The organism is Armatimonadota bacterium, from assembly GCA_017993055.1.
Taxonomy (GTDB): Bacteria; Armatimonadota; UBA5829; order DTJY01; family DTJY01; genus JAGONM01.
This window is the reverse complement of sequence record JAGONM010000031.1, coordinates 1-22,497: the sequence shown is the minus strand read 5'-3', so window position 1 is coordinate 22,497 and position 22,497 is coordinate 1. Positions and strand designations below refer to the sequence as shown.

Here is a 22,497-nt window from a genome sequence, read left to right as displayed (position 1 = left end):
TCGTACTCGATCAGGGCGAAGCATCGGCATCAGACCCGCCACCGCGGAGTGATTCGACGGGCCGATGCTTCTCCCCTACAGGGCCACTATCTCCGAGACCGCATTGAACTGGTCCTTCAGCGCCGGGTAGAGCCTGCGGTAGACCGAGTAGTACCGATCGTAGACCGCCCCGACCGACGCATCGGGCTTCGTGGACGACGAGACCTCGATCGTGTTCCGGCAGGCCGCCTCCACGCTCGGGTAGACCCCGGTGCCGACTCCCGCGAGGAGCGCCACACCGAACGCCGGGCCCTCGTCCACATTGATCAGCACGTGCTCGTTGCCCGTGACGTCAGCCTGTATCTGCCTCCAGACCGCGCTTCGAGCGCCCCCGCCGGACGCGCGGACCTGCGAGATCGGCACGCCCATCTCCTTGAATATCTCGAACGAGTCGCGCAGGCCGTATGCCACGCCCTCGTACACCGCGCGGACGAAGTGCCGTTTGTCGTGCCTGAGCGTGATCCCGAAGAACGTCCCCCGCGCGTTCGGATCGGGGTAAGGAGTCCGCTCGCCCGTCAGATACGGGAGGAAGACAAGCCCCTCGCATCCCGGCTCGATCTCGGCGGCCTGCGCGGAGAGGATGTCGTAGACCTCCGACCCGGCGGCGCGCGCCTGCTCGATCTCGGCCTGAGCGAACGTGTCGCGGTACCACCTGAGCGACCCGCCGGCGGAGAGCATCACTCCCATGACGTGCCACTTGCCGGGGACCGCGTGGCAGAACGTGTGCACCCTCAGGCCCGGGTCCACGACGGGCTTGTCGGCGAACGCGAACACCACCCCGGACGTGCCGACCGTCGAGGAGACGATGCCGTTCTCGACGATGCCGTTCCCGACCGCGCCTGAGGCCTGATCCCCTCCGCCGCCTACAACCGGAGTACCGGCCTTCAAGCCGGTGAGCGACGCGGTCTCCTCGGTGATCCGGCCGCTGATCTCCGGCGACTCATACGCCGTCGGCATCCAGTCGCGAGGTATCCCCGCGCCGTCGAGCATCTCATCCGCCCACCGGCGGTTCGTGACGTTGAAAAGCGATGTCCCGGAAGCGTCCGACACCTCGGTGGCGAACTCGCCGGTCAGCCGGAAGCGGATGTAGTCCTTCGGCAGGAGCACTCTGCGCACCCTGGAATAGGCTTCCGGCTCGTTGTTCCTCAGCCAGACGATCTTCGGCGCGGTGAAGCCGGTCAGGACGGGATTGCTCGTCAGTTCGACGACCTTGTCCTTCCCGATGGTCTGTGTGATCCAGTCGCACTCAGCGCCGGTCCGCTGGTCGCACCAGAGGATGCTCGGACGGATGACCTGGCGCCGCTCGTCGAGGAAGACCGCCCCGTGCATCTGACCCGAGAGGCCGATGCCCTTGATCTCAGCAGGTGAGACGCCGGACTCGCGCAGGACGGTTCGGACCGTGGACACCGTCGCCTGCCACCAGTACTCCGGCTCCTGCTCCGCCCAGAGCGGCTTCGGCGTGCTCAGGGGATATGTGTCAGTCGCGGAGGCGACCGCCTTGCCGGATTCCTCGATGAGGAGGGTCTTCGTGCCGCTGGTGCCGATGTCTATGCCGAGCAGATACGCCATGTGGATGCCTCTTTCCCGGGAACGCCCGATGCCCTGAGAGTTGCACACTTCTTATAGCACAAAAAGAGCCCCCCGACAAGCATTTCCCGAGCGCCTGGAGGGGAACCCTCTACGAAGCAGAACAGTCGAATAGGCGGTAGATAATCCGGACAGGAGATGCGACGAGTGATCCCGATGATGGCTGAACGTTACGAGTTGAATGGTCTGGCGATGCTGGTGGCCCTCGCGCTCGCGCCGCCATTGCTCACGCTCCTCGCGTTCATGGACTGGCTCAAGTCGCGGTTGACCGGCGCTCGCAGGCGAAGATGGCTTCCGAGGCTGGCGCTGGCCGCCGACGCGCTGCTGCTGCTCTGTCTGGCAGATGGGTGGCTCATCGAGCCGCACAGGCTCACCGTCACGCGAATCAGCGACACCTCCCCGAAGGTTGCGTCCGGCACCGGTGAACTCAGAATCGCGCATGTCTCCGATATCCACTTCGAGAGGAATTCGCATTCGACCGACAGGGCGCTCCGGACAATCGCCAGGGAGAAGCCGGACATCATCCTGCTGACCGGCGACATCCCGCAACTCGGGCCGTTTGACCGAGATCAGTTGCACGAATGGCTGAGGCGACTTCGCGAGATCGCCCCTGTGTACGCCGTCCCGGGCTACTACGAGGACGAGGCCGTGATCGCCGGAAGCCCGATCAGCGACGGCGTGCTGCTCGCGTCGGAACACATGCCGACTGAGGTTCGCGGGACGAAGATCGTCATCCAGGGCTTCGGGCCGTCAGACCGCATTCATCCTGAGCAGCGCCCGAAGACCGATGGCGCTCTGTACGTCGTGCTCGACCATACGCCGGACAATATCCCTTACGCCGCTGGGTTGAAGCCCGACTGGTTCTTCTGCGGACACACTCACGGCGGCCAGGTTCGACTGCCGTTCTGGGGCGCGATCATCACGGCGTCGCACACCGGCAAGCGCTATGAGTACGGACTCTATCGCGTTGGACAGATGCAGGCGTTCGTCACTAGAGGGATCGGCCTCGAACCGCGCCCTGCCCCGCAGGTCCGTTTCCTGTGCCCCCCGGAGATTGTCGTGCTGAGCATTCGGAGGTCACCGAGCGGCGCACAGTGAACAGTACTATGGTCTCATGATCAATCTTTTCGCAAGAGGTAACCATGGCAAAAGTCAAGCCCGGTCTGGAAACGCTGATCGGCGAGCGGATGGATCTCGTCGAGGGCAAGCGAGTCGGTCTCATCACGAACCACAGCGCGGTCACGAGCGACACGACGCACATCCTCGACGCGCTGCTCGGCGCGGGCGTCAACATCACCGCGCTCTTCGCCCCCGAGCACGGCATCCGGGGAGACATCGCGGACGGCGGCGAGGTGGTTTCGGGCAAGGATTCGCGCACCGGCATCACCGAGCACAGCATCTACGGCGGATCGGGGAAGCCGACGCCCGAAATGCTGGAGGATGTGGACGTCCTGATCTACGACCTGCAGGACATCGGCGCGCGGTACTACACGTTCATGTCCACGATGACGAACTGCATGCAGGCCGCGGCGGAGAGCGGCAAGGGGTTCATCGTGCTCGACCGCCCGAACCCGGTGAACGGGGTGACCGTGGACGGGCAGGTGCTCGAGATGGACTGCACCTCCTTCATCGGCCTGCACGCGATCCCCGACCGCCCGGGCATGACGATCGGCGAGCTGGCAGCGATGTTCAACGACACCCTCGGATACGGCACGAACCTGACCGTCGTGAAGTGCAAGGGATGGTCGCGCGGGATGTGGTGGGAGGAGACGGGCCTGCCGTGGGTCGTGCCCTCGCCGAACATACCGACGGTGGACAGCGCGCTCGCGTTCACGATCACCTGCCTGATCGAGGGGACGAACCTCTCGGAGGGGCGCGGGATCACCCGGCCGTTCGAGATCGTCGGCGCGCCGTTCGTTGACCCGTTCAAGCTGGCGGACCACCTGAACGCGGTCGGGCTGCCCGGAGTGCGGTTCAGGCCGGCGCACTTCATCCCCCGCACGTCGAAGCACCAGGGCGTCTCCTGCAGGGGGGTGCAGATCCACTTCATGGACCGGAATGCGGTCCAGACCGTCCGCACGGGACTGCACGTGGTGAAGGCGCTGCGCGACCTGCATCCGAACGACTTCGAGTTCCTGCCGGTAAACTCGTCGGGGCGCAACCACTTCGCGCACGTCGTCGGCAGCCTCAAGACTCAATCCGGGCTGGAGGCGGGAGTCCCCGCGGATGACATCTATGCGTCGTACATGGACGGCCTCGATTGGTTCAAGAAGCAGCGAGAGAGGTATCTGCTGTACTAGGTACGGCCCGTAGCCGCAGGCTCTGTGTCTGCGCGCAACACGCGCGCATGAAGGGTGCGGCTGCCCTCCCGCTCCGTGAGCCCTGAGTGCTCGAAGCGAAGCGGAGAGTGTATCGAAGGGCGGCTTGCGGCATGAGGCCGTCCTTCGATACACGCGCCGGAGCGCGCACTCAGGACTAACGGGTTCGGGGCCTGGGAGTTCAGCCCCTAGCCGCAGGCTTTATACCTGCGAAACCAGAGCGCACCCATGAAGGGTGCGGCTACGGGGCTGCGAACAGGAGAAACGAAATCAGAGGAGGAGTGGTGGAGCAGGGGGGATTCGAACCCCCGACCTCATCCGTGCGAGGGATGCGCTCTCCCAACTGAGCCACTGCCCCACTCGGACGGCATTATACCAGAGTCCCGCCGCGGAAGTCAACGAGTTTTGGACCGCGGGGGGCATTTCTGCAGAGTGGGCAAGCCTCTCGATGTGCCGCCGGAGCGGCTGCTCGAGGAGATCGGTTGAGGATGCCCCGGGCCTGTAACCCGCGGCTGCTCGAGGAGATTGGTTGGATGGTATGCCAGGCTGCCCAGGCCCAAACCCCGTCCAGTCTCGAGTAGCCCGCAGGGCATATCGAGAGACGGTGGCATCTCCGCCGACCGAACCCGAATGCACACAACGGATGGACAAGGAGTATCAAACATGCCGAGAGTCAAACCCGGCCTCGAAGTAATGCTCGAGCAGAAGATGGAGATCATCCGCGGGCAGCGCATCGGCCTCGTGACGAACCACAGCGCCGTCACGGGCGACTTCACGCACGTCGTGGACGCCCTGCTCGCAGTGGGCGCCGACATCAGGGCGCTCTTCGGACCCGAGCACGGCGTCAGGGGCGACGTCGCGGACGGCCGGGAGTTCGTCTCGTACCTGGACCCCCGCACGGGCATTCAGGTCCACAGCCTCTACGGGCGCACCAGGAAGCCGACGCCCGAGATGCTCGCGGGCATTGACCTCATGCTATTCGACATCCAGGACGTCGGCGCGAGGTTCTACACATACCTCTACACCATGTCGTACTGCCTTCAGGCGTGCGCGCAGAACGGCACGAAGTTCGTCGTGCTCGACCGCCCGAACCCGGTGAACGGCACGGCGGTCGAGGGCAACATCCTCGACACCGGGTTCGCATCGTTCGTCGGCCTGCACCCGATCCCGATCCGGCACGGATTCACCGTCGGCGAGGCGGCGCAGTTCTTCAACGGAGAGCTGGGATTCGGCGCCGACCTCGAGGTCGTCCCGTGCCAGGGATGGAAGCGCGCGATGTACTACGACGAGACCGGCCTCCCGTGGATCATGCCTTCTCCGAACCTGCCGACGATGGACGCGGCGGTCCTCTACACCGGGCTCTGCTACATGGAGGGCACGAACGTCTCCGAGGCGCGCGGCACGAGCAAGCCGTTCGAGATGGTCGGCGCGCCCTTCATTGACGGCTACAAGCTCGCGGACCGCCTGAACTCGCTCGAACTGCCGGGCGTCCGCTTCCGGCCGACGAGTTTCTACCCGAGCCTCTCCAAGCACAAGGAGGCGCAGTGCTTCGGCGTGCAGGCGCACGTCACCGATCGGGGCAAGCTGCAGACCGTCCCGCTCGGCCTGCACCTCGTGAAGGCGCTGCGCGACCTCTTCCCGAAGGATTTCCAGTTCCGCGCGCCGGGAGCGTCCGGCAAGCGGTACTTCGACCTCCTGCTCGGCACGGACAAGGTTCGCGAGGGGATCGAGTCGGGCGCGTCGGTGGAGGAGATCATGCTCCCGTGGCGGAGCGGCCTCGAGGAGTTTATGGTGAAGCGGCGGCCGTATCTGCTCTACATGTAGGTGAGGGATACAGGAGCCGCAAGTCGGAATGGGGATACGTGTAGGTGTCGGTCACCGTTCCCGAGCCGTTCGTCAGGAACCTGGTCGAGCCGAGCGCGTCGAAGTGATAGTAGTTGGTCGTCGCGCCGTCGATACGGGCGATCAGCGCTCCGTTCGGCTCCCGGATGTAGTACACCGGAGTCCCGTCGTGCAGTTCCTTGATCACCGCCGGGATTCTGGATGCTGCACTAGGGTGCCGTCTTGCCACTGCCTTTGTCACTCCGATCTGTTCCTGCGCTCCGATCGGGAACCCCTGGCCCAATAGCGGCCACATCTGAGTCGCCGAACTCGCTCACCGCAATATGCACCTTCGCATTGGTGGCATACTTATACTGGTAGAAGAAACTCCACCACTTGACACCGTCGAGTGTCTTCGCTCCGAATGAACGGGGCCCGGTGAAATCCGTCGTCTTCAACTTCCATCTATCACAGAGCTCGACCATGTACCCATCCGCGATCTGCTCTGCCTCGGCATACGTGACCTTCTTCCTGGGTGTACAGCCGATCACGCTCATCACCAACAACAAGACCGCAAGGCCGAATGCGATTCGTCTAACTGCTTCGTCGACCGTCTGTATAGTCAATCTGAGCACTCCTTCGAGTTCTTTGAGAATGTACAAACACCTTTAGAAATAGGGCATCCGCACATTTGGCATAAGCCTAAGCGGATCAAGAAGTGGTCTTGGTACTGTGTATTGACCAGGCGGTCGGTGGAACGATGCCCAGGCCACGGGGGCATAACCGTCTATGCTAACAGGGTACGGCTTTGCGCCCACTCCTTCAAACGAGCGCCCCAGAGTCGTTAGAAACTCAGCCATTCTCGTCCGGTGAGTACTTCTCTGAAAGTCGAACGTGTCACGATCCCCGACCACCCGACCATCAAACGTCCAGGAATTCGCGGAGCAGATCTCGAGGGTGCCTTTTATTCGCAACTCTAGTGTGCCGACAGCATAGGCGTCGAAAAGGCTCTTCGTTGGGTCGAAACTGACCAGTCGGTACTCGTCAATCTGGTACTTCCCGGGTCTACCACCATTGATCAGCCCATACATGGTGGTCCACTTTGAGATATCTATCGCGTCGAGATTCAGCTCGGTTATCGGCAGATGATAAGGCCTGTTCTGTGTGCCACCTATGTATGCGTCCCACATGTCCACGAAACGCCAGCGGCTCATAAGGCCGAACGGATCCGCCCACATTAGCGGCTTGCCGCCGACGTAGGAGTACCAGTTCAGTCCATCCTGGATCGGATCCCTCTGAGTGAACCGCCCCGTCAGCGCATCGTAGAACCGGACGCCGAGCTGGAGGAACTGGTAGCTGCTTTGGCTGAACAGGTTTGAGTCCTGGTAGTGGGAGTAGTACCCGAGCTGCCCTACGAAGCGGTACGGCTGGGCGGTCGAGCCGGTGCTCGCCGTCTGCTTCCCCCAGGCGTCATACGTGTAGGTGTCGGTCACCGTTCCCGAGCCGTTCGTCAGGAACCTGGTCGAGCCGAGCGCGTCGAAGTGGTAGTAATGGGTGCTGGCACCGATTCGGGCGATGAGTTGTCCGCCCGGCTCGCGGATGTAGTATACCGATCCGCTCGGCGTCTCCTCCTCGATTACCGCCGGTATCCCCGCCGTCGTGTCGTAGACGAAGTACCAGGTCGTGTCGGTGTCGCTGCTCGTGAAGCTCACTCGGTTGGAATCAGCATCCCACTCCATCTCAGTGGGATAGTTAGCCCCGACGTGGGTCACGGACGAAAGCAGGTTCGCCGGGGTGTACTCGAACGTCTTCTCCAGGTTTCTCGGCGAGTCGTCGTCGTACTGGTTCTCCATGCTGCCGGTCCCGAGGTAGTCGTACTGGTGCTCACCGGGGAACCTGGTCAGCTGATCGGCGGCGTTGTACTCCATCGGGTTCGGAGCGGTGGGGGGATTCAGCCGATTCCCGACCCAGTCGTACCAAAAGGACGACGAACTCTCGCTCGCGAGGCGGTTGTTCGTGTCGTAGCCGTAACTCCGCGTGCCGTCCCAGTCCTGGATCTCGGTCGGGTTGCCGGAGTCGTCCCGTGTGTTGTAGCTGATCGGACCGCTGGTCAACAACGCGTTCGACGAGTCATAGTGCCCGATTTCATCCACGAAATACCTGGGATCCTGCGTCGTAGCCGTAGGTCGATCAGTCATGGTTTGGATTGCATGTGACGTACTAGCAAGTCCGCGATTCGATTCTGATCGGCATTTCGCGCTAGCTCGATAGTTGTGAAGCCCTGTGTCACCACTTCTGGGTCTGCTCCTTCATGCAATAGGTAGGTTACTACCGCCGTGTGCCCTTCCATTGCGGCGACCTGCAGGGCCGTGTACTGGACAGATCCTCCCCCATTATCGTCGATATTGAGGATGTGGGGACGCAGTAGTTTCACCACGCTGAGATGCCCGGACCTAGCGGCCTCTCTGAATGCCTCATCGTCCACGCACGCACCGTTTCTCACAAGAAACGCAGCTACTTCGAGGTGCCCATGTCGCGCAGCAAGAGCCAAAGGTGACCAATAGTGTTGTCTCGAGTTGATAGCCTGTGGGGCACGCTTCACCTCGGCTATTGCCGCATCAAAGTCGCCCAGCGCGGCAGCTTCATGTAGTCTGCACCCAGACTTAGCTCCCGAATTCCTAAGCAGGTCAACTGCGGTACGCTCTCCACTTTCAACCGCAAGCATCATGGGTGTCAGCCCGTCATTGTCACAAATGTCCGGATCGGCACCTGCAGCCAGCAGCAGCTCTATGATCTGAGAACTGCCGCGCTCGGCAGCGTAATGCAGCGCCGTCCACTGACGGTAATCCCTATACGTCACTTCTGCTCCCTTGCGAATCAGAAGCTCCGCAATGCTCGCATGGTTGTTCTCCACAGCTATGATCAATACAGACTGCGGAGTCCGGATAGCCCTCATTGTCGAAACCTCTGCGTTTGCCAGCTTGGGCGACTGCCTCAGGAGTTGAGCTGCGCTTGTGTAGTCGTTGTTCCTAATGGCCCTGACCAACTGGTCGCGCCTAGCGTCCCCTTTTGAGCAGCCACAAGGGACTACGACCAGCATTGAGACAGTAGCGCACAGGACTCGGAGATAACGGAGAGCTGGCTTCTGGCGCTTCCTCATGGCCTGATCACTCCTTCCAGTTCTGTTCGTTGCTACCACGGGGTAGTGCTCTCATCGCTTAGGCTTGGGAGGGTCTAGGATCACTAACTCCTTGTGGTGCTCCATGCAACACTCGATACACGACTTGCTCTTGGCTGCGGCGCATGACATGCCAATGTTGTTATTGTGCTTATCCATGCTGCACTCTTCTGCCCGGTCTGGCACTAAGAACTCGGGTAGCGGAGCTTCGTAAACAGTATTGAGATAGGTGCGCACACCAGTCGCCCCGACGCAGTCGAACACCCCCTTGCAGTCCCTCATCGTCTGGCAGGCTCGAACACAGTGACCAACGGCGTTCTTCTCGTTTCTGCCCTCGCCACCGCTGTCATCAAGTTGGATGTTCTTCTTTGCCAGATACTTCTCTGCCTCTACCCAGCCCTCGTTGGCAGCACGCCGACTGCAACTGTGACAGGAAATGAACCATCTGGCTGCAGCACACAGGAGTTGCTCTACGATCTCCCCAGACGGATCTACCGCCAACACTGGCTCATTGCTGACGTAAGCGTAGTTGGACAATTTCACGGAAGGCACAGGGTCCCTCTGCGTAAACCTCCCGGTCTGGGGATCGTAGAACCTTACCCCAAGCTGAAGGAGCTGCGGGCCCTCCTCATCGAAGAGGTTCCCGTCCTGGTAGTGCGAGTAGTACCCGAGCCAGCCGACGTACCGGTACGGCTGGGCGGTCGAGCCGGTGCTCGCGGTCTGCTTCCCCCAGGCATCATACGTGTAGCTGACCGTTCCCTTCCAGTCCGTGAGGACTCGGGGTTCACAGCAAGACATGCCCACTTGACCTTTCGTCCACGGCCATCTCTCACCCAGCACTAGTTGTCTGAGTTCGTGCCTTTCGGTAGTGCCGCTCTTCGCGACGCCGCAACTTTCGCGGGGATGAGTATGCTGTTCAAACGCACCCTGTCGGTATTTGGAGCCGATGCATCATTCGGCCATTCATACCGCAAGATATACGAGACGACGTCGCCACTGGGGCTTGTCCACTCGCCCATCCATTGTCTGACGTATACCCAAGGCGTCTTTGTGCCGTCCTGGAATTCCTCCCAACCGGTTACATGGGACGAGGGGCGGTCCGGCTGCAGATAGCTGTTCTGCAGCGGCTTCCAGCCAAGGCGGCCAAGTCGGTCTGAGATGCCCTTGAGCGCTGCCTTTCCCGGATACGGCTCAATGAACTCGTATCGCATCTGTCTAGTGCCCTGGAAGGTCACGAACTCAGGCCCCTCGGCGTTCGGCAGAACAACGAAGGCTGCGGGCTGCGACCCTGACCGGTTGTGCACCGCATAGAACACCGCCACCACTGCTAGGAGCAGCACCGCCACGATAGCAATGGGCAGTCTCTTCTGAGAACGGTTTGACATAGATATCACCTATCCCACCTTTCTATTCGAGATCCTCGCCGTCATTCAGACAGCTTACTGTGGCATACGGCACAAGCAATCCTCCCCGGTACTCGTCAGAATAACGAATCCGGGCGTCTTCCGCGTGTCCTGAAGTGACAACCTTGGGAGCAAACGCCAATCCCCGGCGTGTTCGTAGAACACTGGTCTGACGAAGTGCCGCCAGTATGTCCAACTGCCGCCGTATCCGCACGGCCCCCAGGTCTGGCAGGACATCTTCTGCTTCATCGGCTCGAGACGCTTCCAGAGGTCCACACTCCTCTCGCTCCGCTGCCAGATGCAGTTGCAGCCAACCATGTTGTCGCTCCCCCAAGCAATACCCCAGGTCGGCTCGTATCCCACCTGCTTCCACGAATGCTCAGTCCGGAGATGCCTGACCAACGTTGGAGCCGGGACAAGAGACAGGGCATCATCGCGAACTGCCCTCTCGATAGCTGTGCATGCAAGCCCAGAAGGATCGACTCGGCCTAGAGGATCGTCAGAAGCATGCACGAAGCAGTTCAGCCCATCCTTAGCCGGATCTCTCTGCGTGAACCTCCCCGTCAAGGCATCATAGAACCGGACGCCGAGTTGGAGGAACTGGTAGCCGGACTGGTCGAAGAGGTTCTCGTCCTGGTAGTGGGAGTAGTATCCGAGTTGCCCGACGTACCGGTACGGCTGGGCGGTCGGGCCGGTGCTCGCCGTCTGCTTCCCCCATGCGTCATACGTGTAGGTGTCGGTCACCGTTCCCGAGCCGTTCGTCAGTAACCTGGTCGAGCCGAGCGCGTCGAAGTGATAGTAGTTCGTCGTCGCGCCGTCCACCCGGGCGATCAGCGCCCCGTTCGGCTCGCGGATGTAGTAGACCGGATCACCGTCGTTCTCCTCGATCACCGCCGGGATGCCCGCCGTCGTGTCGTACACGAAGTACCAGGTCCCTATGGGAGTCGTGCTCCTCGTGAAGCTCACCCGGTTCGCATCACCGTCCCACTCCATCTCGCTCGGATCGTTCACTCCGGCGTGCGTTACCGACTCCAGCAGCTCGGCTCCGGTGTAGGTGAACGTTTTCTGAACGCTCCCCTGGCTGTTCTTCTGCTGATAGAGACTCCCCGTCGGGTAGTAGGTATACTGATGCTCACCGGGCCACGTCACCAGCTTGTCCGTGTCGTCATAGACCATCGGGCTCGGGTCTGCCGGCGGGTTCAGCCGGTTCCCGACCCAGTCGTACCCGAAGGACGACGAGCTCTCACTCACGAGGCGGTTGTTCACGTCGTAGGTGTAGCTGACCGCCCCGCCGGGATACGTCACGGAGGTCGGGTTCCCCGAGTCGTCCCGCTGCGAGTAGGTTATCGCGCCGATGCTCTGATCATCGGGCTGGAAGTGCTCGATCTCGCTCACGAAGTACCTCGGATCGGTGGAATGGTAGTCATACGTCGTATACGCGTCATTCCCGAGCTCAACCCGCGTCCGGTTGCCTACCTCGTCATAGATGTATTCGGCGATGGAAGCGCTGTTTTCCTGCACCTCTTTCAGCCACCCGTTCGCGTAGTAGAGGTAGTCGGCAGGCCTTCCGGGGACGAAGATCGTCTCCTGGGTTGGGCGTTTGTCTCGGAACACGGGCGTCTCCTAGAAAGAGTGATCCTGCCCTAGCATAGAAGCCTCTAGAGCCGCATATTGTCCTTCTTATAGATTAAACTACCGATGCCTTCTTCAGCAGCCCCCCTGTCCCCCATTACTGTCCGTTTCTCTCTGTCCCCTTTTTCATGTCCCCATTTCCTACAGCCCACCTACCATGCAATACACGAATCGGCAGTCGGCACCAGCGCCGGCTATCCATCTGTACCGCACATATTAGGCTATCCGGACGCGTCGCTTCCCCTAGCGCGCATATCAGCCACTTCCCATCATCCGACCACTTGACTTCATGGACATCGGTCGCTCCACAATACGGAAGCAGTTCTGCGGGACGTGTCGGATACCAAGCGGCTATCTGCGTTCTCGTCCGTGCCTTGATGTCATATAGCCCTACCTGTACTTGGTGGAAGGAGGAGCTACTTGGCAGCAAGTAAGCCACACGACCACCTTTGTGATCGATTGCTGGTAGGTGGCCAGGCCCGAGATCGGCCAGCAACGTGCCTGACTCTGAGAACACATAGACGCGGCTCTCCCGCTCCAAATCGACTGACAGTGCAACGGCAGCGAGTCCATCAGTGCTCCACGTTACCGGGCTGTGCACGGCAGTGACGTGGTGCCCTGGCACCTTCAGGATACGCGCTGAAGAGCGCTTTCCTTTCAGGTCATAGCAGGTCAAGACGGCCCTACCATCTGCTGCATCTGCAATACCAATGCGGCCATCATACACACCGGCTTCGCCGCCGCCTCGGACTGGTATCGGGTGGATCTTGCCGTCACCCAGCATGACAAACTGGCCAGTCTCGGAGTTCGGACTGCAGGCCTTGCACAACCATCCCTGTGGACGCCGCATCCCGCTGAGCAATGATACTACGTGCCATCCATCCACACACCCATCTGCTACGCTGGTCCCATGCTCTGCCGAGTAGACGCATACTGCATCTGTCTGCCGGTCGAGGAATGCGATCACGGACGTACACTGATTGGCACCACACTCCAGGCGGCGACCAGTGCGAAGTATGGAACTCACACTGAGAAGAGTGGCTCCTGTTGCCACAAGTAGCAGTGAGATGACCGTAACCTTCGTCTTCGACGGCGAAAACACACCTGCCTCCTACTACTCTATTTACAGCATTCCTTACCGTCAGGATCTATGCATGTTGCATAGTTGCCTATCGCGGCAGGGGCGAGGACGGCAGGGCACTTGAATCCACATTCCGTAAACACGTGTACGATCCAGGTCACGCAGTTGTATACTCCTCCCCAACTACTCAAGCCGTGGAATGCGTAGTAATGATCCTGCTCGCGCAAGTCACGCTGGATGTGGTTCTTGATACAAGCTAGAGCCTTGTCGGACACGCAGGTGATGTAGCACTTGGAGTTCTTCTTGCGGGCATCCGTATCTACAACTTCGCCGCGCCCGTGCGTAACGCTCTCTCCGGGATAGAACCCGTAGCACTTATCACCGATACAGATGTACGCATGTGAACCCAACGGAAAATACGGATCGTAGCACATCTCGACGCTAGCCATACCGCTGGGATCAATGAAGCCGAGCGGATCTGCTCTGCAGTAAAGATAGGTCGAGCGCGTCATGTCCTTGACCCGGTCAACTTGTGTGAACCTACCCAAGAGCGCATCGTACATCCTCACCCCAAGTTGGAGGAACTGGTAGCCGGACTGGTCGAACAGGTTCGTGTCCTGGTAGTGCGAGTAGTACCCGAGTCGCCCCACGAACCGGTACGGCTGATCTACAGAACCGGTCTCCTGGTCGTGATCGAGCAACTTCCCCCACGCGTCGTAGGTATACTCATCCGTGACGGTTCCGCTCGCTCCGGTGAGCATGCGCGTCGAGCCGAGCGCGTCGAAGTGATAGTAGTGGGTGTTAGCACCGATTCGAGCGACGAGTTGTCCGCCCGGCTCGCGGATGTAGTAGACCGGATCACCGTCGTTCTCCTCGATCACCGCCGGGATGCCCGCCGTCGTGTCGTACACGAACTCGGTCGTCGTGTTGTCCTCAGAACTGGTGAAGCTCACCCGGTTGCCGTCGGCATCCCACGTCATGCTGCTCGACGGCGAGTTCTGCACGCCTCCATATTCGCCGGCCATACGCTGATTCCCTCTGGGCGATGGTATCCACATCCGCCTTGCCACCGCACAGGGCCTTCGAGCGTCGAACTGCCCCCGGGTCAGCAACCCCGGAGGCCGTTCGATCATAGAGTCATACCAAGTGTCTTACGTTCACCAGTAGCATGATGCAGAGGGTCACCAGTGATACCAGAACCAGAAGCGTCCACACGGGCAACCTCTGCTCACGAGGCTTGGATGTCAGCTGTCGCAGGTAGAGGGATGCCGTCACCCAAATCACTATCAGGAAAGCCTCCGCACCTCTCTGCCACCACCACGTTAGCCCACGAAGGTACTCAGATATCAAGAGCCATATGCTAAGCCCTACAATCCAGAACAGGGCAGGCCACACATCTTGCCAAGTAAGGTGTCTATCCCCCATAGTCTCGTCCTCTGCCACCCTCCGCTTGCCTAGCGCAAGAGTTTATAGTAGCAATACCCTTCACACGCTACCACTGTCAGCTCGGCCACAAGTAGGCAACGTTGTGCTCCGATTCTGAGCCCGCCTCCTCCTTGTTTACTTCTAAACACTTTCGCCAGCTTCTTGGTCGCATCACAAAGTAACTTTGCGCACGAGTTGAAACCAATCCACTTACCGTTCTTGAAGCAGTTTCCAAGAGCTGAGCCTAACGCTGTGGATGCGCCGGCAACGCTGGGAATGCCCAGGCAATCCCATACGCAACCCAGGAACTCCTTCTCATACTCCCAGTATGACTTCAAGCCTTGCGGATCAGTTGCAATGGTAGGACGCCCCTCCACGTACATATACGAGTCTATGCCGTGTCTAGCCGGATCCCTCTGCGTGAACCGTCCGCTGAGTGCGTCATAGAACCGCACCCCAAGCTGGAGGAACTGGTAGCCGGACTGGTCGAACAGGTTCGAGTCCTGGTAGTGGGAGTAGTACCCGAGTTGCCCGACGAAGCGGTACGGCTGGGCGGTCGAGCCGGTGCTCGCCGTCTGCTTCCCCCATGCGTCATACGTGTAGGTATCGGTCACCGTTCCCGAGCCGTCCGTCAGGAACCTGGTCGAGCCGAGCGCATCGAAGTGATAGTAGCGCGTCGTCGTCGCATCGAGCGTAGTTCCGACGACCCGGACGATCAGCACGAAACGCCATTTGCCGGTACTTGGGGCATTCGCCATGGCAGACTACCTCGGACAAGGAATGGGGGCAGGTACACAACTGGGCTGCCCCCATTCTGCCTCCTGACTACTGGCTCCTGAATGCTTCCTACTCGAACTTCCCCTCGCGGGAGGCAGAGATGTACTCCGCGCAGTACTCGTCCCGGCCCCGAAGCGCCTCGGTCGCGCAGATCAGGGCCATGAGCTGTTTGTCCATCGGGTCAATGATCGCCGCGTCTATCCCCGCCGTCATGCACATCACCGCGAACGCCTGGTTGAGGTACTTCCTGACCGGCATGCCGTGCGAGACGTTGCTCAGGCCGCCGATCGTCTGCACGTCCGGGAACTCTGCCTTGACGGTGCGGATCGTATCGAGGACCGCCAGCCCGTAGTCGCCGCCGGTCGCGATCGGGTAGACGAGCGGGTCGGAGTAGATGTTCTCCGGCTTGATCCCCTCGTCCAGGAGGTCGGCGACCAGCTTCCGCGCGACTCGGATGCGCCCATCGGCCGTCGTCGGGATGCCCTCGTCGTCCATGCTGAGCGCGACGACCTTCGTGCCGTACTCCTTGACGAACGGCAGTATCGCCGCGTAGCGGTCCTTCTCGGCGGTGATCGAGTTGATGAACGCCTGCCCCTTGTGGACCTTCAGCGCCCTCTCGATGGCGACCGGGTTCGGGCTGTCGAGCGAGCACGGGACGTCGAGCGCTCCCTGGACGGTCGTGACGAGCCACTCGAGCGCCTCGGGCTCGCCGCCGACGAGGGTGCCGGCGTTCACGTCAATGTAGTGCGCCCCGGCCTCGTACTGCTTGCGGGCGAGGTCAACGAAGTAGTCGGCATCCCGCGCCCTGACGGCGTTCTCGATGACCGGCTCTCCCTTGATCTTCCTGCTGGTGTTGATTCTCTCTCCGATGATGAGCATAATCAGTTCTCCTTATGATGCTGTGGGACCTATGTGACCCATGCGTCCCATTCCGTGTTCACTCCGCGGTCTCCGCGTACTCCGGCGGCTCGGGCCTCGGGAGCAGTCCCGCCCGCTCGACGATCGTCGGGGTGATGGACTCCCACATCACCGGCATGATGTGCACCCCGGCGACGCCCTCGATTTCCTTCAGCCGCTCGATGATCTCCACGCAGATGGCGACTCCCTCTTCCTTCGGGTCTTCGGCGGCTTCCATGCGCTTCAGGTACTCCTCGGGCACGCGCATCCCGGGCACCTCGCTCGCCATGTACCCGAGCGCCTTCGCCGACCGGGCCGGAAGGACCCCGCCCATGATGTAGACCTGCTTGTGGAGGCCGCGCTTCCGGACGTCCGCCATGAACTCCTCGAATCGCGGCACGTCGAAGATCGCCTGGGTTTGTATGAAATCCGCGCCCGCCTTGACCTTCTTCTCGAGCCGGCTCACGCGCCAGTCGAACGGTTCCGCGAACGGGTTCGCCGCCCCGCCGATGAACATCCGCGGCTCGACCTTGATCTCCTCGCCGCACTGGAAGGCCTTCTCGTCGCGCATCTTCTTGACCATCGCGATGAGGCTGACCGCGTCGAGGTCGTGGACTCCGCGCGCCTGCGGATGGTTGCCCGAGGTCATGTGGTCGCCCGAGAGGCAGAGGATGTTCTTCACGCCCATCGCCGCCGCGCCGAGGATGTCGCTCTGTATCGCGATCCGGTTGCGGTCCCGGCACGTCATCTGGATGACCGGCTCGAGGCCCTCCCGCATCACCAGCGCCGCGCTGCACACGCTCGACAGGCGGACTATCGCGGACTGGTTGTCCGTGAGGTTCACCGCGTCCACAAATCCCGCGAAGTTCTTGCACTTCTTAGTCACGGCCTCGGGATCGGCGCTCTGGGGCGGCCCGAGCTCCCCGCACACCGCGAACTTCCCCGCCTCGAGCAGCCGCTCGAGCCTACTCCCTGACTTCATCTAGCACCCCTTGAAAAGCCGCGACGCCAGCAGGATCCCGCAGATGCTCTTCGCGTCCACGATCTCTCCCGAGCGGATCATCTCCTCCGCGTCGCTCAGCCTGATCCGTACTATCTCCAGGAACTCGTCGGAATCCCTGTTCACTTCTTCCTCCCGCAAATCCTCCGCCAAGAACGTGTGCAGCAGCTCGTTCGAGTAGCCGGGAGAGAGATACGAGTGGAACATCTCGGTCAGCTTCTCCGGGAAGTAACCGATCTCCTCGACGAGTTCCCGCCGCGCGCAGTCGAATGGGTCCTCTCCCCGTTCGAGCGTCCCCGCCGGTATCTCCAATATCGTCCCGCCGACCGGCTGGCGGTACTGGCGAACGAGGATCAGCGTCTCGTGGTCGAGCATCGGCACGACCGCCACCGCGCCCTTGTGCTCCACGACCTCGCGCTTCGAGACGCGCCCGTTCGGCAGCTCGACCGTATCCACCCGCAGGTTGACGATCTTGCCGTCGTATATCCGCTGAGATTCGAGGGTTTTCTCTGTTAACTCCATTTGATAGCTTCCGGAGGCCGACGTGGCCCTGCCTCTTCCGCCACTACCCTTGGGGCGCGAAATCGAGGCGGCCGGAAACGCTGCCCTTCCTGGTGGGATGAACCCCGTAGAAGATCGGACGCGGTCATGCCGCGGAGGCGAGGGTCAGGTTCTCCAGCACGACGTTGGGAAGCTCGCCCTTGCCGAGGACTTCCCTGGCGTCTATTATCTCTATGCCGACCAACTTCTCGTCCGGGCCAATGTTGAGGGCAATCTCCTCGTTCAGCCTGACGGTACGGCACTCGCAATCGCCTTCGATGAGGCGGATGTACAGCGCGTCGCCTTCGGGATCGTATGTTATCTTCATCGTCGGCCTCTCTCAGAAATAGTAGGTGTACACGGTGATCACCACGATCTCATCGGCTTCCTCGACGATCACGGGAGCCACCTGCTTGACCGGGTAGCGCTTGCCCTGCCATGTGCCGCCGAACGGGAAGTTGTACCGGCACTGCAGCCTGCTCTTCTTCGCGGGCTCGCGAGTGCCGTCCCGCACGGCTCGGGCGACCTCATCCTCGGACGCGCCGCGCTCGGAGCACTGCACTCGGGCATGCGCGGTCAGTCGTATCGGTTTCATGACGAGCACGACCTCCCAACTGCCGGCATTATACCATATTCGCGCTAAGGTGGAGCCGTGTCTCGATATGCTTCGCTACTCGACATCAGTCGGGCCCTGCCTCCCGAGAAACCCCACCGATCTCCTCGAGTAGGCCGTCTGCGGCCGTATCGAGAGGCGCCCGGCCCCGGGCCCCAAGCCTTGTTCGAGCGTGCCGTTTCTGGTAAGATTGTGCGGTTATGGACTCACATTCCCTGCAGGTTCTGGAATACCAAGCGATCGCCGACATGCTCGTCGAGCGGACGGCCTCCCCCCTCGGAGAGGACTTCGCCCGCGCGCTGGAACCCGTCTCGGACGCGCTTCGGATCGAGGAAGGCCAGCGTGAGACCTCGGAGGCCGCGCGGATCATACGCGAGGAAGGGAGCTTCCCGCTCGGCGGCATCCACGACGTCCGCCCGCTGGTCGGAAAGGCGGCGGTGGACGCGCTTCTCCAGCCGGAGGAGCTTCTCCGCGTGGCCGGAACGCTCTCGTCGGCTCAGAGGCTGCGGGCGTTCATCCTCAAGCGCGAGGAAAAGAGCCCGAGGCTGATGGAGATCGCCGCGAACATCACGCCGCTCCCGCAGCTCGAGCGCGCGGTCGGCGATGCGATCAGCGACAAGGCCGAAATCCGAGACACCGCGAGCCCGGAACTCGCGCGCATCCGAAGCAAGCTCAAGACGATCCACAACCGGATGATGGACAAGCTCAACTCGATCATCCACTCGGCCGAGTTCCGCACGATGATCCAGGACCCGGTGATCACCCAGCGCGGCGACCGGTACTGCGTGCCGGTGAAGTCCGAGCATCGGCACGGGATACCCGGCATAGTCCACGACTCGAGCGCGAGCGGCGCCACCGTGTTCGTGGAGCCGGCGGCGGTGGTGGAGATGGGCAACGAGATCCGCACGCTCGTCTCGGCGGAAGAGGCGGAGGTGGAGCGGATACTCCGCCGCCTGACGGGGATGGTCTCGGTCGCGGCGCCGGAGCTTCGGCTGACCCTCGACTCCCTGGGCCGGCTCGACTTCGCGGCGGCGAAGGGCAGGCTCTCGTGCGACATGAGCGCCGTGGAGCCGGAGCTGGACCGCGAGGGGTACGTGGAGCTGATCGAGGCGCGGCACCCGCTCCTGACGGGCGAGGTCGTGCCGATTGACATCGAGCTGGGACGGCGCTTCAGGACGCTGCTCATCACCGGCCCGAACACCGGCGGCAAGACCGTGACGCTCAAGACGGTCGGGCTGTTGACCCTGATGGCTCAGTCCGGCCTGCACATCCCGGCGCGGGAGGGCAGCAGGCTGGCGGTGTTCGACGAGGTCTTCGCGGACATAGGGGACGAGCAGAGCATCCAGCAGTCTCTCAGCACGTTCTCGTCGCACATGACGAACATCGTGAACATAATCGCGCAGGCGGGCGGGAGATCGCTCGTACTCCTCGACGAACTCGGCGCGGGGACCGACCCGGGCGAGGGGGCGGCGCTGGCGAAGTCGGTGCTGAACCACCTTCTGGACGCCGGGGCGCTTACCGTCGCGACGACGCACTACGGGGAGTTGAAGGAGTTCGCGTTCATCCGCGAGGGAGTGGAGAACGCGAGCGTGGAGTTCGACCTGGAGACCCTGTCGCCGACGTACCGGCTGATGATCGGCGTGCCGGGGAGCAGCAACGCCTTCTCGATCGCGTCGAGGCTCGGGCTCCCGGACGAGATCGTGGCCGACGCGCGGGGCATGATCCAGGGCGGGGAGAAGTCCGAGGAGATCATCCGGCGGATAGAGGAGACGCACAAGGCGGCCGCCGAGAAGAAGCAGATGGCGGAGCGCACGTCCCGCGACGCGGAGATACTTCGGACTCGCTACGAGCACCGCCTCGAGGAGATCGAGGAGCTTCGGCGGGAGATGCGCGCGCAGCTCGCCGGAGAGGTCGAGCGCCGCGTCAAGGAGAAGGTCGCCGAACTCGACGAGATTATCGAGGAGCTGAAGCAGGGAAATCAGGAGTCAGGAGCCAGGAGTCAGGAGAGCGTCGTCCAGAAGGGCCGGGAGAGGTTCAAGAAGCGGGTCAAGGAGCTGAAGCAGGAGGTCGCGGAGGCGCTCGAGCCGGAGTACGAGGAGCCGGACGAGCCGTACGTCCTCGCGAAGGGCGACACGGTGACGGTGACGACGTTCGGCCTCGACGGTCAGCTTCTCACCGACCCGGGCGGCGGCGAGGCGGTCGTGCTGATCGGCTCGATGAAGGTGAACGTGCCGGTGGCGGCGCTTCGCCCGACGCGGCGTGCGGCGGAGAAGCCGAGGGAAGAGGCCTCCGGCGCGTCGGTGATCTCGACCTCGAAGGCGGGAACGGTCTCGCCGGAGCTGAAACTCATCGCGCAGAGGGCGGAGCAGGCCGTCGAGAACCTCGACAAGTACCTCGACGACGCGTACCTCGCGGGCCTGCCGTCCGCGCGCATCATCCACGGGATGGGGACGGGCGCTCTCAGGAAGGCCGTCTGGGACTACCTGCAGAACCACCACGCGGTGGAGTCGTTCCGCCTGGGAGAGCGCGAGGAAGGCGGCGCGGGCGCGACCGTCGTCACGTTCAAGAAATCATGACCGCCGATGAACGCGGATAGAAAGGGATCGGAGTAGCGGGAACCGTCAGCCCTGAGTGTGCCGGTGAATGACGGCATGTATCGAAGGGCGGCCTTGTGTTGCCGGACCTCATTGGAGGCCCGACCGTCCTTCGATACACGTCCCGGAGGACGCACTCAGGACTGGCGGTGCTGGTCCCTGTACATACGGACTCTTCAGAGTGGGTTCAGCACGAAAGCGTAACCAAGGAGCAACTACATGACAGAATACCCTGAAGAACTGATCGAGCGCCTGAAGAGCAAGGCGGCGGAGATGAGGAAGGACATCATCACGATGGTTGGAGCGGCGAACTCCGGCCACCCGGGCGGGTCGCTCTCCGCGGCGGACATCCTCGCCGCGCTCTACTTCCACGTCATGCGGCACGACCCGAAGGACCCGAAGCGGCCCGACCGCGACCGTTTCGTCCTGAGCAAGGGCCATGCCTCCCCCGTCCTCTACGCGGCCCTCGCTGAGGCCGGGTACTACCCGAAGGAGGAGATCACCACCTTCCGGCGCATTGACAGCCGGCTCCAGGGCCACCCGGACATGAAGAAGCTCCCCGGCGTCGAGTTCACCACCGGCTCGCTCGGGCAGGGGCTCTCCGGCGCGTGCGGGATGGCGATCGCGGGCAAGCTCGACTCGAAGGACTACCGCGTCTTCTGCATGGTCGGCGACGGCGAGTCGGAGGAGGGGCAGATATGGGAGGCCGCGATGGCGGCGGCCCACTTCGAGCTCGACAACCTGACCGCGATCACCGACTTCAACGGCCTTCAGATTGACGGCCCGCTCTGCGACATCATGACCGTCATGCCGGTCCCGGACAAGTGGCGCGCGTTCGGGTGGAACGTGATCGAGATAGACGGGCACGACTTCGGGCAGATCCTCGACGCGCTCGCTCCCGAGCGGAGGGTACAGGGCAAGCCGACGATGATCGTCGCGCACACCGTCAAGGGCAAGGGCGTCTCGTACATGGAGGGCGTCTGCGACTGGCACGGCAAGGCCCCGAACGCGGAACAGGTCGAGCAGGCGCTGGCGGAACTCGGAGCGTGATATGGGACCGCCGATGGACGCGGATGAACGCAGATCGGGATTGGATGAGATATCGAGGACGGTCATCGGCTGCGCGTACACTGTCGGGAATAACCTCGGGCACGGTTTCCTCGAAAAGGTGTACGAGAATGCGCTGGCGCATGAGCTTCGAAAGTCGGGACTGACAGCCAGACAACAGCACGCGATCAACGTGCTGTATGATGGCGTTGTCGTAGGGGAGTACCTCGCCGACATCCTGGTCAATGATTGTGTGATCCTTGAACTGAAGACAGTCAAGGCGCTCGACGACGTGCATATGGCTCAGTGTCTGAACTACCTGAAGGCAACGGGGCTGAATCTCTGTCTTCTAATTAACTTCGGAACGCCTAGAGTGCAGGTCAAGCGAGTAGTCAATAAATACTAGAGCTTTCCATCTGCGTCCATCGGCGTTCATCGGCGGTTGATATGGCTTTGAATGAAATGATCGAAGCAAGCAAGCAGGCGATGGAGAACGCGTACGCTCCGTACAGCGGGTTCCGGGTCGGGGCGGCGGTACTCGGAGC

At 61.9% G+C, this 22,497-nt stretch carries 21 protein-coding genes and 1 tRNA gene; 6 read left to right on the top strand and 16 right to left on the bottom strand.

Annotated elements, in window-relative coordinates:
- Nucleotides 1-75 precede the first annotated feature (75 nt).
- The gene (xylB, locus tag KBC96_11680; protein ID MBP6965056.1) at nt 76-1,608 is read right to left on the bottom strand and encodes a xylulokinase; all 1,533 of its coding nucleotides are present in this window, start codon (nt 1,606-1,608) and stop codon (nt 76-78) included.
- 174 nt (nt 1,609-1,782) lie between these two features.
- Between xylB and KBC96_11675 the strand changes: the two genes are divergently transcribed.
- Both KBC96_11675 and KBC96_11670 read left to right on the top strand, forming a co-directional pair.
- Nucleotides 1,783-2,724, top strand: coding sequence for a metallophosphoesterase family protein (locus KBC96_11675; GenBank protein MBP6965055.1), 942 nt, complete (start codon nt 1,783-1,785; stop codon nt 2,722-2,724).
- A gap of 44 nt (nt 2,725-2,768) precedes the next feature.
- Entirely contained in the window at nt 2,769-3,926 is a 1,158-nt protein-coding gene (locus KBC96_11670; protein MBP6965054.1) for a DUF1343 domain-containing protein, read from the top strand.
- Between the two features lie 300 nt (nt 3,927-4,226).
- Here KBC96_11670 and KBC96_11665 read toward each other — a convergent pair.
- Nucleotides 4,227-4,302 (bottom strand) — tRNA-Ala (locus KBC96_11665).
- 305 nt (nt 4,303-4,607) lie between these two features.
- On the opposite strand from KBC96_11665, the gene KBC96_11660 reads away from it, so the two are divergent.
- Nucleotides 4,608-5,768, top strand: coding sequence for a DUF1343 domain-containing protein (locus KBC96_11660; GenBank protein ID MBP6965053.1), 1,161 nt, complete (start codon nt 4,608-4,610; stop codon nt 5,766-5,768).
- On the opposite strand, the gene KBC96_11655 is transcribed toward KBC96_11660, so the two are convergent.
- From KBC96_11655 to KBC96_11590, 14 genes are all read right to left on the bottom strand, one after another.
- Nucleotides 5,731-6,015 (bottom strand): hypothetical protein, encoded by a 285-nt coding sequence (locus KBC96_11655; protein ID MBP6965052.1) that lies wholly within the window; start codon nt 6,013-6,015, stop codon nt 5,731-5,733. The two genes, KBC96_11660 and KBC96_11655, sit on opposite strands and share 38 nt — an antisense overlap.
- Nucleotides 5,996-6,391: a hypothetical protein gene (locus KBC96_11650; GenBank protein MBP6965051.1), complete on the bottom strand. Its 396-nt coding sequence runs from the start codon at nt 6,389-6,391 to the stop codon at nt 5,996-5,998. The genes KBC96_11655 and KBC96_11650 overlap by 20 nt, the downstream gene beginning before the upstream one ends.
- A 42-nt stretch (nt 6,392-6,433) precedes the next feature.
- A complete protein-coding gene (locus KBC96_11645) occupies nt 6,434-7,963 on the bottom strand; it encodes a lipid II-degrading bacteriocin (GenBank protein MBP6965050.1) in 1,530 nt (509 codons plus the stop codon).
- On the bottom strand, nt 7,960-8,925 hold the full coding sequence (locus KBC96_11640; protein MBP6965049.1) for an ankyrin repeat domain-containing protein: 966 nt from the start codon (nt 8,923-8,925) through the stop codon (nt 7,960-7,962). Before KBC96_11640 ends, KBC96_11645 begins: the two co-directional genes overlap by 4 nt.
- A gap of 51 nt (nt 8,926-8,976) precedes the next feature.
- On the bottom strand, nt 8,977-9,741 hold the full coding sequence (locus KBC96_11635; protein ID MBP6965048.1) for an RHS repeat-associated core domain-containing protein: 765 nt from the start codon (nt 9,739-9,741) through the stop codon (nt 8,977-8,979).
- Between the two features lie 41 nt (nt 9,742-9,782).
- Complete coding sequence (locus tag KBC96_11630; GenBank protein MBP6965047.1) at nt 9,783-10,328, bottom strand: hypothetical protein; 546 nt, start codon at nt 10,326-10,328, stop codon at nt 9,783-9,785.
- A gap of 54 nt (nt 10,329-10,382) precedes the next feature.
- Complete coding sequence (locus KBC96_11625; GenBank protein MBP6965046.1) at nt 10,383-11,960, bottom strand: RHS repeat-associated core domain-containing protein; 1,578 nt, start codon at nt 11,958-11,960, stop codon at nt 10,383-10,385.
- Between the two features lie 1,137 nt (nt 11,961-13,097).
- Nucleotides 13,098-14,084, bottom strand: coding sequence for a hypothetical protein (locus tag KBC96_11620; GenBank protein ID MBP6965045.1), 987 nt, complete (start codon nt 14,082-14,084; stop codon nt 13,098-13,100).
- Between the two features lie 429 nt (nt 14,085-14,513).
- Entirely contained in the window at nt 14,514-15,242 is a 729-nt protein-coding gene (locus tag KBC96_11615) for a hypothetical protein (GenBank protein MBP6965044.1), read from the bottom strand.
- Between the two features lie 88 nt (nt 15,243-15,330).
- The gene (locus KBC96_11610; GenBank protein ID MBP6965043.1) at nt 15,331-16,140 is read right to left on the bottom strand and encodes a methyltetrahydrofolate cobalamin methyltransferase; all 810 of its coding nucleotides are present in this window, start codon (nt 16,138-16,140) and stop codon (nt 15,331-15,333) included.
- Nucleotides 16,141-16,198: 58 nt separating this feature from the next.
- Nucleotides 16,199-17,140 carry a methylenetetrahydrofolate reductase gene (locus KBC96_11605; GenBank protein ID MBP6965042.1) on the bottom strand — a complete coding sequence of 314 codons (942 nt, stop codon included), beginning with the start codon at nt 17,138-17,140 and terminating at the stop codon, nt 16,199-16,201.
- Nucleotides 17,141-17,680 carry an NUDIX hydrolase gene (locus KBC96_11600; GenBank protein MBP6965041.1) on the bottom strand — a complete coding sequence of 180 codons (540 nt, stop codon included), beginning with the start codon at nt 17,678-17,680 and terminating at the stop codon, nt 17,141-17,143. It abuts the gene before it with no gap.
- A gap of 124 nt (nt 17,681-17,804) precedes the next feature.
- A complete protein-coding gene (locus tag KBC96_11595; GenBank protein MBP6965040.1) occupies nt 17,805-18,026 on the bottom strand; it encodes a DUF2283 domain-containing protein in 222 nt (73 codons plus the stop codon).
- Nucleotides 18,027-18,038: 12 nt separating this feature from the next.
- Entirely contained in the window at nt 18,039-18,293 is a 255-nt protein-coding gene (locus tag KBC96_11590; protein MBP6965039.1) for a DUF4258 domain-containing protein, read from the bottom strand.
- A gap of 218 nt (nt 18,294-18,511) precedes the next feature.
- Between KBC96_11590 and KBC96_11585 the strand changes: the two genes are divergently transcribed.
- The 3 genes from KBC96_11585 (at nt 18,512) to KBC96_11575 (ending at nt 22,358) form a co-directional block, all read left to right on the top strand.
- Nucleotides 18,512-20,887 (top strand): endonuclease MutS2, encoded by a 2,376-nt coding sequence (locus KBC96_11585; protein MBP6965038.1) that lies wholly within the window; start codon nt 18,512-18,514, stop codon nt 20,885-20,887.
- Between the two features lie 237 nt (nt 20,888-21,124).
- Nucleotides 21,125-21,955 (top strand): transketolase, encoded by an 831-nt coding sequence (locus KBC96_11580; GenBank protein MBP6965037.1) that lies wholly within the window; start codon nt 21,125-21,127, stop codon nt 21,953-21,955.
- A 13-nt stretch (nt 21,956-21,968) separates the two neighbouring features.
- Nucleotides 21,969-22,358, top strand: a complete 390-nt coding sequence (locus KBC96_11575) for a GxxExxY protein (protein MBP6965036.1) — start codon at nt 21,969-21,971, stop codon at nt 22,356-22,358.
- The last annotated feature ends 139 nt before the right edge of the window (nt 22,359-22,497 follow it).